The organism is Paenibacillus xylanexedens (genome assembly GCF_001908275.1).
Taxonomy (GTDB): domain Bacteria; phylum Bacillota; class Bacilli; order Paenibacillales; family Paenibacillaceae; genus Paenibacillus; species Paenibacillus xylanexedens_A.
The window spans coordinates 7,009,302-7,022,044 of sequence record NZ_CP018620.1; the positions used below are offsets into that span (position 1 = coordinate 7,009,302).

General features: G+C 47.5%; 11 protein-coding genes. 4 read left to right on the plus strand and 7 right to left on the minus strand.

The window, feature by feature from the left end:
* The gene (locus tag BS614_RS30585; protein ID WP_074096588.1) at nt 1-936 is read right to left on the minus strand and encodes an ABC transporter ATP-binding protein; all 936 of its coding nucleotides are present in this window, start codon (nt 934-936) and stop codon (nt 1-3) included.
* A gap of 211 nt (nt 937-1,147) precedes the next feature.
* Between BS614_RS30585 and BS614_RS30590 the strand changes: the two genes are divergently transcribed.
* From BS614_RS30590 to BS614_RS30600, 3 genes are all read left to right on the plus strand, one after another.
* Nucleotides 1,148-2,038 (plus strand): sensor histidine kinase, encoded by an 891-nt coding sequence (locus BS614_RS30590; RefSeq protein WP_074096589.1) that lies wholly within the window; start codon nt 1,148-1,150, stop codon nt 2,036-2,038.
* A 144-nt stretch (nt 2,039-2,182) separates the two neighbouring features.
* Entirely contained in the window at nt 2,183-2,359 is a 177-nt protein-coding gene (locus tag BS614_RS31900; RefSeq protein ID WP_167544435.1) for a sensor histidine kinase, read from the plus strand.
* 20 nt (nt 2,360-2,379) lie between these two features.
* Nucleotides 2,380-3,069: a response regulator transcription factor gene (locus BS614_RS30600; RefSeq protein WP_074096591.1), complete on the plus strand. Its 690-nt coding sequence runs from the start codon at nt 2,380-2,382 to the stop codon at nt 3,067-3,069.
* Nucleotides 3,070-3,162: 93 nt separating this feature from the next.
* Here BS614_RS30600 and BS614_RS30605 read toward each other — a convergent pair whose 3' ends face one another.
* The 5 genes from BS614_RS30605 to ftsE all read right to left on the minus strand — a co-directional run bounded on the left by BS614_RS30605 (nt 3,163) and on the right by ftsE (nt 9,227).
* A complete protein-coding gene (locus BS614_RS30605; protein WP_074096592.1) occupies nt 3,163-4,491 on the minus strand; it encodes a PDZ domain-containing protein in 1,329 nt (442 codons plus the stop codon).
* Between the two features lie 64 nt (nt 4,492-4,555).
* The gene (locus BS614_RS30610; protein WP_074096593.1) at nt 4,556-6,028 is read right to left on the minus strand and encodes a S41 family peptidase; all 1,473 of its coding nucleotides are present in this window, start codon (nt 6,026-6,028) and stop codon (nt 4,556-4,558) included.
* 134 nt (nt 6,029-6,162) lie between these two features.
* On the minus strand, nt 6,163-7,446 hold the full coding sequence (locus tag BS614_RS30615) for a murein hydrolase activator EnvC family protein (RefSeq protein ID WP_074096594.1): 1,284 nt from the start codon (nt 7,444-7,446) through the stop codon (nt 6,163-6,165).
* A gap of 187 nt (nt 7,447-7,633) precedes the next feature.
* On the minus strand, nt 7,634-8,551 hold the full coding sequence (ftsX, locus tag BS614_RS30620) for a permease-like cell division protein FtsX (protein WP_074096595.1): 918 nt from the start codon (nt 8,549-8,551) through the stop codon (nt 7,634-7,636).
* Nucleotides 8,541-9,227 (minus strand): cell division ATP-binding protein FtsE, encoded by a 687-nt coding sequence (ftsE, locus tag BS614_RS30625; protein WP_026081444.1) that lies wholly within the window; start codon nt 9,225-9,227, stop codon nt 8,541-8,543. Before ftsE ends, ftsX begins: the two co-directional genes overlap by 11 nt.
* Nucleotides 9,228-9,480: 253 nt before the next feature.
* Here ftsE and BS614_RS30630 point away from each other — a divergent pair, with 253 nt between their 5' ends.
* Nucleotides 9,481-10,914, plus strand: a complete 1,434-nt coding sequence (locus BS614_RS30630; RefSeq protein WP_074096596.1) for a VanW family protein — start codon at nt 9,481-9,483, stop codon at nt 10,912-10,914.
* Nucleotides 10,915-11,126: 212 nt separating this feature from the next.
* Here BS614_RS30630 and BS614_RS30635 read toward each other — a convergent pair whose 3' ends face one another.
* Entirely contained in the window at nt 11,127-12,680 is a 1,554-nt protein-coding gene (locus BS614_RS30635; RefSeq protein ID WP_074096597.1) for an MDR family MFS transporter, read from the minus strand.
* Nucleotides 12,681-12,743: the final 63 nt, after the last annotated feature.

Below are 12,743 nucleotides of genomic sequence, written 5' to 3' on the forward strand. Positions count from 1 at the left end.
CTAGTCCCGAAGCGTACGCCCGGTCAGATTGAGGAACAACGTTTCCAGATCCGGCTCTTCGACCTTGAGCGACTGAATGGATACTTCATGTTTGCTGCAAATGAAGAGCAGATCCTGGAGATCCTGCTGTGCCGAAGGCAGCGTAATGGTCAGTGTATTCTCTGAAACGTCTACCATCCGCACACGGGGGTGAAGTTTCAGTTCTTCCACGACGTCGGCACCGATACCGGAAGTGGAGAGCACTACTTTTTCCTCCGATGCTACCCGTTCTCTCAGCTCTGCTTCAGTCCCACAGGCAATAATTCGCCCCTGATCCATAATCGCAACCCGGTGACTAATCGCCGCCACTTCCTCCATGTAATGACTTGTATATATGATCGTTGAACCCATCTTGTTGAGTGTCCGTACCGATTCAAGAATATGATTCCGAGATTGCGGATCAATGCCAACTGTAGGTTCATCCATAATAATGAGATCCGGGCGATGTGTAATCGCACATGCGATGTTTAACCTGCGTTTCATACCGCCAGAGAAGGTCGAGGGGGCATCCTTTGCTTTATCCTGCAACCCTACAAATTCAAGAGACTCCTGCACTCTTTCCTTAAGCAACTTACCACGCAGTCCATACAGTCTGGCAAAAAAGGTCACATTCTCCGCAGCAGACATGGTTTCGTATAAAGCCAGATCCTGCGGAACGAGTCCGATCTTGCGCTTTACTTCTAGCGGTCGCTCCTTGACCGAGATCCCATCTAATCTAATTTCACCCTGATCCATATTCAGGAGCCCTGCAATCATGCTGATGGTGGTACTTTTTCCTGCTCCATTGGGACCGAGCAATCCAAAAATCTCGCCTTTGCCAACACTAAGGTTCAAATGATCCACGGACAGCTTGCTGCCGTATCGTTTTACTACATGATCTACTTCAAGTATGCCCATCCCTTTTACGCCCCTTTTCCGTTTCGGCCTTCGCCGCTGGATTTCATAATTTTATTGTAACGGATCGCAATCTGTAGCGAAGGTACACAAAGTCATGAATCGAAGGTGACTTAAGTCATCTCCTGATTCGAATGCTGCTTATGGTATAATCAAGGGCGCATTACCAAGAGATTTTGTACTCCACTTTTTATATAAAGGATGTCATTTACATATGCCGATGCGGTTTCTGCAATACGGATTAATTATCGTTCCAGCAGTACTGTACCTGTTGATGCTGCCCTTGGAAAATGAAGCCGTCTACACCTTGTATATCATCATCGCGCTTGGACTCTCCGTGTGGAAAGATTTTAACCGTTCAAGTACACAGCAATGGCTGTTGCTGCTGGCCGAAATACTCTGGAGCTGCTGGCTGATTGCTTCGTATGGACCATTTATGTTTTTCCTCTCTCTATCCGTGCTCTACGTGTATATATACAGACTGGTGGGAAGTCGGAGATGGTTGATGTTTGCGATTCAGCTCGTTGCTAACAATGTCGCTTTGCATTGGCATTATTCTGTCCCACAGGCATCGCAACCAGGGTTAACCACACTAAATACAACCGCCACTTCATTACTCTCCACAGGGACAATTGCGATGGTTCTTGGCAACCTGCTTCTGCTCATCACAGCGGCTCTGTCTTGGCAGGGATCAAGAACGGCGAGCAGCCGCGGACAACTGGAACAAGTCTATGACGAGCTCCGCAGCAAACATTACGAACTACAAGAAGCTCGTGCGCAGCTGCTGTTATTTACAAAGCAACTTGAAGGAGTGGCTCAGGCAGAGGAACGTACCCGTATCTCCAGACAGCTTCATGACGATATCGGGCATCGACTGATTCGCACCAAAATGATGTCGGAAGCCACCCTGCTGACCCTTCCCCTGAATATGGAACAAGGAACGGAAATGGTGAGACAGATTCGCGATCAATTGGCCGATAGTATGGATGATATGCGCAGCACACTGCACAAACTGCAACCTAAATCCTATGCATCCGAAGCCTACGCCCTGGATCGTCTCCTAGAGGAAGTGGGTAGAGATACCGGCGTGAAGACAAATTATTAAGTTCATGGCCCATCTCATGTGCTGTATCCCAGCATACAGATCGTTTTATACAAAAATGCCAAAGAAGCCCTGACCAATGCCCTGCGACATGGAAATGCTTCTTCGATCACAGTGGAGTTGGTATTCGGGGATCAAGAAGTGTGTATGAGTGTGAGTAATGATGGCAAAATCAATCCTCCTTCTTCCAAGCGAAATGGCATAGGACAGGAAGGCATGCTTCTGCGCACACAAATGGTGGGAGGAGTCCTGGAGATTCAATCGACTTATCCGTATACAGTGATTACACGCATTCCATTAACGAACCAGATGGATATACTCTGAAAAAGGAAGTGAATGTTCTCATGTCCAAACGGAATGATGTGAACCAAAACAATGATTCAGCCCAACTCCCACTTATTCGGCTGATTCTCGCAGACGATGATTACTTCATTCGTGAGAGCCTGAAAGTGCTGCTCGGACTCGGCTCCGGCATTCGCGTTACAGGCACAGCCTCAAATGGACAGGAAGCGTTGGCATTGCTTGAAGCAGGAACGCCTGCGGACGTGGTGTTGATGGATATTCGGATGCCGGAATGTGACGGAGTTGAAGGTACCAAACGCATCAAGGCACGTTTTCCTGAAATCCAAGTGCTCATGCTAACTACGTTTGACGACGATGAGTATATTATTCAGGCATTACAGAATGGAGCAAGCGGTTATTTGCTCAAAAATGTTCCACCCGAGCGGATCATTCAAGGCATCAAGACCGTACATAACGGTGATATGTTAATTCATCCGGATATTGCCCGCAAATTGGCAGGCCTTCTTCGTCCCGCTGCAATTCCCCTGACACAGAATCCAATCGAAGCCTATGAACTGACACGTATGGAGCTGGCGGTTGCCGAGGCCATATCGGAGGGGTTGTCCAATAAGGAAATTGCCGCCAAACTGTTCCTCAGTGAAGGCACGGTCAAAAACTACGTCACGGATATTCTCGGCAAGCTGAGCTTGCGTGATCGAACCCAAATCGCCATCTTTATGTTAAAACAATAACAAAAAAAGGTATTTCCCTTGCCTGCGACGGCGTTCGGAAATACCTTTTTTCATTGCTTGATTTATGCAACATACTTCATCACGTATGCTTAGTTACATCTCAATAGACCCTTTGTCACTGGTAACTGGGGCTGGCGGTAACGCCAATGGAGCTTCGTCCCTTTGTGGTTTTTTCAGACGGGCAAACAATTTGAGATTAATGATATGGAACAACGTCAGTGGACGTAAGCGAATCGCCCAGACCTCGTGATTGTCCGGTGCCATAATGATCCCAAGCTGATGATGCTCCCCTTCATAGATCGCCCGTTGCATGAACTTGCTTTCTCCTTGGTGATTTCGCACCTCAAGCTTGCAAAAAGCCGGGTTCATCCGCAGAGCGCGATGCAACTCTTCCGGTGAATGAACCAACTTACCATTCACCTTATACAACGTCTCTCCTGCTTCAATCCCCAAATCTGCAGCAGGACTCTCCGGAATAACAGCCAATACCTTCAACCCATGCTGCGGATGAACAAATACCGGACTACGGTTTTGCTCTTCAAACGCGCTGTACCATACCAGAAATTCATGTCCAATAAATGCGATCAGCGCAGCAACCACCATGAGTGGAGACCACCATGCAGCAAGCAAACTGAACACAAGCAAAGTTGCCCCGTATATCATCAACCGCTTTGATGAGATCTGTACCTTTTGTCCCGGAAGCATACTCTGCGTTATCTCACCAAATCCGAGCATAATCGGCAACGCAACCAGCATATAACTATGACCTGCATTCATCAGTGGATTCCATGCCAGCTCCGCGCCACCTCCTGTGACGGGAACAAGAATCAGTAGGGGAATGGCCCAGAACTGTTGTAGTTGATATCCACCAACCAGTTTCCCACGTTTTCCCTCGAAGAGAAGCGGTGATGCCATCGATACTCCCTGCATACGTACCAACAGGGCTTCACCCATATGTAGGATGGCCGCCAAAACAAGCAGTGCAGGCATATCCAGAGCACGTAGCGTCTCCGTGATACTCCCCATCCAACCGGATGGTTGCCAGCCTGAAGCCAGATTCAAACCAAATTGCACCACACCCAGCAACCCTGCCGCGTAGGCAAAGCACAGATATCGGATACGGAACAAGGATAGAACTAACGTTGCAGCCCATATGCATATCAGGCTTCCCAGCGTAAGATGTGCACCGAGAAATAGGGACACGATTGAGACAATGGTACCGATGAGTATGCCTCCGAGCACCGCACGAATCGTCTGTGTTATCGAGCTTTGCAAACGGACATGAAACAATTTACGCTCCTGTAGTAACTGACGATGATAGATCAGCGCAATCAGGATCACCGCAATATAATAAAACGGTTGAATAAACAACTGCAACAAAGCTTCCCCTAATGTAGTTAACCACGGCCATACCCATTCCATTGTGGTCGGTCACCCCTCTCTTTCAGCCGGTTCAGAAAAAAAGAAGGCTGAAAATCAGCCTTCTTTATGGCTTCGACACAGCGGACGAAATATCCTTCGAGACATTTTCGATCGCGCGTTTCAGCTGTGCATCATATTGAGGATTGGCAATACGTTCAATCAGAGCCGCTTCCAGTGATTCAGCGGTTTTCTCGTCAATCTGGCCTGTAGCCTGAATGCCTTTTTGCTTCTGGAATGCCTTGACCGCTTCTTCCGTCTTCTGGTCGTAGTATCCATCCACACGATCCGGTTTGAAATCGAGTCCTCTCAGCATCGTCTGCGCACTTTTCACATCCGTGCTATTACTGTCATATTTCAGTGGTAACTTCTCTTTGTTAATCGGTGCCACCGAGAAATAATCCGGCTGGTCTACCGCAATATCCGGTTTGATTCCTTTTTCATGAATCCAGTCTCCGTTCGGAGTGAGCCATTTGGCAATGGTGATCTTCAGCAAGCTGCCGTCACCCATCTGCTTGTCATAACTCGTCTGTACGGTTCCTTTACCAAAGGAATTTTCACCAATCAACTTAGCACCTGCTGACTGTTGTAATGCACCAGCCAAAATCTCCGACGCACTCGCGCTACCTTTGTTCATCAGGACTGTGACTGGATAAGCTTTGGCTGATCCATTGGACTTGCTTTGTTCCTTTTTGCCGTTCTTGTCTTCGACTTGCACAATAACCTTGCCTTTAGGAACAAACTGTTCAGCAATATCAATAACAACTTGCAATACACCGCCTGGGTCATTCCGTACGTCGATGACCAGACCTTTCATGTTCTGCTTCTCAAGCTTCGCCAACTCTTCCTTGAAGCGATCGCCTGTATTTAAAGAGAATTGAGTAATGGCAATAACGCCAATTCCGCCATCCTCCATGTGAGCATATACGGTCTCCAGATCAATATCATCACGTACAATGACAAATTCAATCAGCTCGGAAGATCCGGCACGTTTGACCTGTACCTTCGCTTCACTGCCCTTGGGACCTCTGATTTTGTTAACAGCCTTGTTCAGTTCCAAACCTTGCAGGGATTCGCCGTTGACCGACATAATCATGTCTTTCGCACGAATACCCGCTTTCTCGGCAGGAGATCCTTTGATTGGGGAAACAACAACGACGTTTCCATCCTGTGAGGATACCTCTGCGCCAATACCGGTAAATGAACCTTCGATCGACTCTTCAAACTGAGCAGCTGTTTCCTGCCCCATATAGTTGGAGTACGGATCACCAAGCGATTCCATCATGCCGTTGATCGCACCGTCAATCAATTTGGTCTGATCCACGTCTTTATAATAGTTGCTGGAGATCAAATCCATCGCAGTTTCAATCTTTTTCAAATCGTTCTTCTGCTGTGTATTGCCGGTTACACTAGCCAGCAAACCTTCGCCCGCTGTGGTCTGGTTTGCTATTCCCGGGTAAGTCATTAGTACCAGGGTTAGCAAACTACCACCCAGGAGACCCACAATGACAAGCAGTAGCGCCGATCTTTTCTTCATCATCCGTTTGTCACCGCCTTTAGTTTTGAAGCGTGTCCGATTCCATTGTTGCCAGAATCCATTCCCTGAACATGCCAGCTTAGTATATGTCTAGCTTGTACGGAATATGTTTTTTCCATTCGGTGCTTAAACAGATTTTACAGATAGTTCATCGGATTGACAGGAGTCCCGTTTTCACGTACTTCGAAATGCAAGTGCGGTCCCGTAGAATTACCGGTATTGCCTGATTCTGAGATCTTATCTCCACGTGAGACTGTATCGCCTTTACTAACACTCAAACTACTGTTATGAGCATATAAGGTCCATAATCCTCCACCATGATCGATAATTACGGCATTACCATAACCGCTCATCCATTCAGCAACAATCACGACACCACCGGAGGCCGCTCGTACTGTCGTTCCTTGCGGAACAGCAAAGTCAACGCCAGCATGCAGTTTGCCCACTTCTCCGGTAATCGGATGTGTACGTGGACCAAACGACGAGGAAATCCTTCCACCAGAGATAGGCATACTAAATATGCCATTGCCGCCTGAATATGAACTGGTTGAACCACTCGTGCTGCTATCCGAACTCACTCTAGTAGGCGCCTTGGCTGCAGCTTTCGCCCGAGCCGCTGCTGCGGCTTTTGCTTTGGCTGCGGCAGCTGCCTGCTGTTCACGCAATTTATTTTTCTCTTGAAGAAGTGCCGAACGTTTGCTGGCAATCTGCATTAATACATCTTCCTGCTCTTGTGTCAGCTCTTCTGACTCTTCAATTTTAGCATCATATGAAGCGAGAAGCACTTGCTTTTCCGCTTCTTTTTCATTCAATTGGGACTTGCGCTGTTTCTTCTGTGCATACAGACTCTTGGCTTCCGCATATTGCACATCCAGTTCTGCCTTTTTGTCCACGACTAGTTGCTTGTCCGCTTTGTGCTCATCCAGCAGATGCTGATCCTGATCCACAATCGTTTTGAGTGAATCCGCACGGGTCAGGAAGTCAGTGAAGCTAGTAGAGGACAACAATACATCCAGATAGGATACAGCACCGTCCGTATACATCAGGCGTACGCGTGACTCCAACAATTTTTCCCTTGCAACAATGCGTTCTTCTGCCGCTTGCAGATCTTTTTTTGTTGTACGGAGATCTTCCTCCGTGTTCTCGATCTGCAAGGATACACTCGCCAGTTCATCACTAACGACATTGATCTGTTCCATGACAACCTTCAGATAAGCGTTGGTTTTGTTCTTGTAATGCTGTGCTTCCTTTTTGTTGGAAGCCGCTTTTTTTTGCTCCTGCTTGGCAGAAGCCGCCTTGCTCTCCAGTTGCTGAATCTGTTGGTCAATATCGCTGATGCTACTCTTGGCATATCCGTCAGAAGGTTGAAGCGTCAAACTGGCCAATAACGTAAAGGCCAGCAGCGAAGCGGTTTTTTTCAAAATGATGATCCCCCATCCTATGATTTCACAAGAAAGCAACCTGCACAGGTGGTGAACAGCATGTTCTTTGCTTTCTTCAATCTTAAAAGACTCCGTCTTTCCTACATATCGTCAAACAGCGTCCATTAATGAACCTGCTTTACCATTCTTTTCGACATATTCTGCAATTCGATCGTTGAAAACAAAATTAAACGTTGAGTGATTTCCGAATGGACAGCGTACTTCCCAAAATACCTACCAGCACACCAAGTCCGATCAACAGTGTTCCAAACAGTCCCCAGATTTCGCCGAGCGGAATCAAGTTAAGCATCTGCATGAAGACATCCTGACCAATCGTCTTCATCAACTGGCTGTATCCAACAAACAGCACACCAACCGTAATGACCGAGCCAATAAATCCAATGAGTGCACCTTCAATAAAGAAAGGCCAGCGAATAAAGGTATTGGTTGCGCCAACCAGCTTCATAATTCCGATCTCCCGGCGACGTGCCAGAATCGTTACGCGAATCGTATTCGAGATCAGGAACATGGACATCAGACCCAGTCCCCCGACAAAAATAAATCCGATGTTACGAACAAGTTTCGTAAATTTGAACAACACTTCCACCGTTTCCTTGCCGTAGTTCACTTTCATGATTGGCTTCTCCGGGTGTTTTTCGTTCAAAGCTTCGATTTTTTGCGCCACAAAATTGACCGTTTCCGGTTCAATGACCTCAACTTCAATGGTCTCCGGCAGTGGGTTGTTGTCCACATCGAAACCGCTAAGCACGTTATCTGCACTCTCTCCAAGACGCTCACGGAACTCCTTGAGTCCTTCTTCCTTGGAAACAAAACGAATCTCACTTACTTCAGGCATCGCGCTGATTTCTTGCTCCAGTGTGTTACGCAGGTTCTCGTCCACATTCAGTTCGAGGAACGTGCTAATCTCCACCTGGCTATCAACCTGATTCGCCATGGAATTCACATTGAGCACCAGTAGCATAAACACGCCAAGAATAAACAGCGACACAATGATGGACATGATGGAGGCCACAGACATCCAGCCGTTGCGGAATACGTTTTTGAATCCCTCCCGCAGATGGCGCAAGAGAGTACTAAAATTCATAACCGTATTCCCCTCTCATCTGATCCCGTACAATCCGTCCACTTTCGATAGCGATTACCCGTTTACGCATCGTATTCACGATATCTTTGTTGTGGGTCGCCATAACAATCGTTGTTCCCCGGAAATTAATCTCATCCAGCAGTTGCATAATGCCCCATGACGTCTCCGGATCAAGGTTACCTGTAGGCTCATCCGCGATAATAACCGAGGGGTTATTGACGATAGCCCGTGCAATGGCAATACGTTGCTGTTCTCCACCTGAGAGCTGTGAAGGTTCACGATTTGCTTTACTGCGCAGTCCCACCAAGTCGAGTACTTCCATCACTCGTTTCTTGATATGACGCTTCGGTGCTTCAATAACTTCCATGGCAAATGCCACATTCTCAAATGCTGTCATCCGTGGCAGCAGACGAAAATCCTGGAACACCACGCCGATGTTACGACGCACATAAGGAATCTTTCTTGGCTTCAACTTACCAATATTAAATCCGTTAATGGATATTTGTCCTTTGGTCGGAACTTCTTCTCTGTACATCAATTTCATAAATGTCGATTTACCTGCGCCGGACGGACCGACGATATAGACAAATTCATTGCGGTCGATCTTCACCGACACCCCTTGTAATGCGTGGGTCCCATTGGCGTAGGTCTTCCACACGTCCTGCATTTCTATCACATCATCACTTCCTGCTCGCATAGTTAGCCATTATCATTTCGACACATTCCCGGCATTTCCTTTAAAAAGACCTGAATTTCATCAGGAAAAATCCACTTCGATCCTATTTCGATGGTGAAGCATGGATTCATATGAAGTTTATTGTAACAAATTTGTTACCTATTGAGTACCCGAAAGTTTTCCTGCATTGGATCATATATATAGAAAGTGTTACAAAGTGCGGAACAACAGAAGTATAAAGGAGCGTACGGTTATGAAAAAAATACATTTGACGGTCATTGTTCTCTTCTCCATCCTCTTGATCGGCTCCGCGTCCTACGGATTGTTGTATATGTACGTGAATCAGCCTACCCTACCCAAAGACGTTCGTGTTGGCGGTATGTCGGTGGAAGGGAAGAATCGCAAGAACGTATTACAAGAATTGGATGAAAAGATTAAAAAGCTGGAGGACTGGCCTGTCACTCTTGAAGTGACTGAACCTGACCCCAAGACGATGACGTATACCACAGCTCAGGTGGGTGTGAGTTACAACGTTAACAGCTTTGAGTCGGCGATACAGCAACTGGAGGAAGGTAACCTGTGGGAACGCGCTTATGCACGTTATCATTTTCCGAAAGAGTTCTCTCTCGATATGAACTACAACTCAAGACCACTTCAAGAACGTCTCAACCCTGCCTGGGAAAAAGAAACCTTCGGTACGCCTGCGGACGCTGTTCGCCGCATTACCGCAAGTGACAAAGTCCAGTATATCCCGGAAAAAGGCGTCCGCCGCATTGATTGGGATACACTCACAAGTCTCATTCAGACGAAGTTGCACAGGGATTTCAGTGTACTGAACCCGGATGAGAAACCCGCCCCACTGTTGATCCAGGTACCACTCTATACGCTGAAGCCTGAAGTAACTCTTGATTCGCTGCGCCAGGAAGGCATTGACCGAAAGATCATCCAGTTCTCCACGGGTCTGGGCAATAGTAGTGAAGGCCGGATACATAATGTCAGTGCAGCGGCGGAAGCGATTAACGGCATGATTTTGCCACCGGATGCCACATTCGATTATGAGAAGGTCGTCCGTAAAGCTGAGAAAGATTATGGGTTTCGTGAGGCTCCGGTCATTGTTAATGGAAGACTAACCCCCGGAATTGGCGGGGGAATCTGCCAAGTATCAAGTACAGTGTATAATGCAGCGCTATTGACGGGTCTTGATATTATTGAGCGTCGTAACCACTCCCTGCCGGTCAAATATTTGCCGAAAGGACTGGATGCCACCTTTGCCTCGGGAGCCATCAACTTTCGCTTCAAGAATAATACTGGAAAATCCTTACTCATTCATGCAGAGGTAAAGAATCACCAATTGATGGTGAAATTTTTCGGCACCTTCCCGGAGAACGTCAGCTATGCCCTTGAATCTCGTACCATTGAAACATTAAGTGTTCCGGTGAAGTATGTGTCCAGTACGGTACTGCCTGATGGTGCACAGCAGGTGCTGCAAGACGGACAGCCTGGATATATTGTCGAGACGGTACGAACCAAGAGGCTAAACGGCAAAGTGGTCGAATCCAAAACGATTACACGGGATACGTACAAAGCTCAGAATCGTCTTATTGCCCGCTCCGGTCATAGCAGCCTGCCAGACCCGCAAGGGCCTTCTGTGGTCGAGGACGGGATTAGCGATACGAAACAGCCTTAGGCTCCTTTTCTGAAGCAGCCAAAAGAGTTCAATCCGTAATTCATGCATTCTAGGATAAACTGATCCTACGAAAACAAAAAGACACACTTCCCTTCCCTTTTAAGGATACGCGAGAAGTGTGTCTTTTCATGGTTTAAGATATGTTATTGAGTTTTACCAAGCTACGATCAGCTGTACTACCTTAACTTATAGTTAGTTTACCGCATTACGGTTTAGTGACCGCCGGTGTATTCGCCTTGCTCTTCGCCTACAAGCATCTTCTCTCTTCCCATGAAGAAGGAAGCGACCAACGCGAGTGCAGCCGGAATCACAGCCCAGGCAAATAACTGCACGATGGAAGAAGACAAGGCATGTGTGATGGTATCCAGCACCTGAGGCGGAATCGCCTGTCTAAGTTCTGGTGAGAGCAGCGCATGTGGATCGGTCAGATCCACTCCCTGCGGCACGCCACCTGCTGAAGCACCACCTGCTTCCGCAGCTGAACCAGCGAGAGCATCGTTCATTTTACGCGTAAATACCTGGCTCTGTACGATACCAAAGATCGTAATGCCCATCGTCATACCGAGGGACCGCAAAAAGTTAAGTGTGGAGCTTGCCGCACCGCGTCTTTGCGGTTCAAACGCATTCATGGCTGCATTGCTAAGTACGGAGAACGAAGCACCGACACCCAGACCAACCATCACCATGTAGATACGTATCGTCCAAAGGGATGAGTTCTCATCCAACGTAGTCAACAATCCAAGTCCTATGACAAGTAAAGCCAACGTAGGAATCATGATATTACGATACTTGATTTTGGTCATCAACACCCCGCCCAAGGACGCCGTCACAACGGACCCAAGCATCATCGGCAATAGTACGAGACCGGAGTTGGTCGCTTTGCCACCGAGTACCCCCTGTATGAAGATCGGAATGTACACGGATGCTGTAATGAACGCCGCACCACTGAACATACCAATAACGTTACTGGACCAGTAGACCCGGTTGCGGAACATGCTGAAGGAGATGATTGGTTCTTTGGCTTTTGTTTCTGCAAAAAGGAAGAGCAGCGCCAATGCTACAAATCCGGCAAACAAGCCAAGAATCTGCCACGAACCCCAGGCAAACGTTTTGCCGCCAAGTTCCAGACCAAAGATCAGGCAGACAACAGCACCGATCAGCGTTACAGCACCCAGCCAGTCGATCTGTTGGGATTGATGCTGATGGGATTCTTTATAAAAGAACGCAATGAACACAAATGCAATCAAGCCTAGCGGCAGGTTGATATAGAATACCCATTCCCATGTCGCATACTGGGTAATGTAAGCACCGAGCAGTGGTCCAAATACGCTGGACAGGCCGAAGACGGCTCCAAACAATCCACCCAATTTACCACGTGATTCTGGTGCAACGACATCAAACATGATCGTAAAGGCAATCGGCACCAAGGCACCCGCACCAATACCTTGAATCGCTCTGTACATCGTCAATTCCACAATAGACGTTGCCGTTCCGCACAGCGCTGAGCCAAGCATAAACACAATAATACCAAATACAAAAAACTTCTTCCGTCCATACATATCGGATAACTTACCAAAGATCGGCATGCCTGCCATCTCAGCCACCATGTACGCGGAGGTAACCCAGACGAACTTGTCGAGCCCACCCAGCTTCCCGACAATATCCCCCATAGCTGTTGCCACGATGGTATTATCCATCGAAGCCATTAATATGCTGAGCAGTAACCCTGCCAGCACCAATCCAATACTGTTTTTACGTGCAACCATTGTACTCAATCTCTCCATTCACGCTCTATTCATATGACTGCATTAGTATATCCGAAAAGAAGT

What these genes read in the sequence shown, in the direction of transcription:
- BS614_RS30585 (WP_074096588.1), bottom strand. Translation starts at nt 936, where the DNA reads ATGGGCATACTTGAAGTAGATCATGTAGTAAAACGATACGGCAGCAAG.
- BS614_RS30590 (WP_074096589.1), top strand. Translation starts at nt 1,148, where the DNA reads ATGCCGATGCGGTTTCTGCAATACGGATTAATTATCGTTCCAGCAGTA.
- BS614_RS31900 (WP_167544435.1), top strand. Translation starts at nt 2,183, where the DNA reads ATGAGTGTGAGTAATGATGGCAAAATCAATCCTCCTTCTTCCAAGCGA.
- BS614_RS30600 (WP_074096591.1), top strand. Translation starts at nt 2,380, where the DNA reads ATGTCCAAACGGAATGATGTGAACCAAAACAATGATTCAGCCCAACTC.
- BS614_RS30605 (WP_074096592.1), bottom strand. Translation starts at nt 4,491, where the DNA reads ATGGAATGGGTATGGCCGTGGTTAACTACATTAGGGGAAGCTTTGTTG.
- BS614_RS30610 (WP_074096593.1), bottom strand. Translation starts at nt 6,028, where the DNA reads ATGATGAAGAAAAGATCGGCGCTACTGCTTGTCATTGTGGGTCTCCTG.
- ftsX (WP_074096595.1), bottom strand. Translation starts at nt 8,551, where the DNA reads ATGAATTTTAGTACTCTCTTGCGCCATCTGCGGGAGGGATTCAAAAAC.
- BS614_RS30630 (WP_074096596.1), top strand. Translation starts at nt 9,481, where the DNA reads ATGAAAAAAATACATTTGACGGTCATTGTTCTCTTCTCCATCCTCTTG.
- BS614_RS30635 (WP_074096597.1), bottom strand. Translation starts at nt 12,680, where the DNA reads ATGGTTGCACGTAAAAACAGTATTGGATTGGTGCTGGCAGGGTTACTG.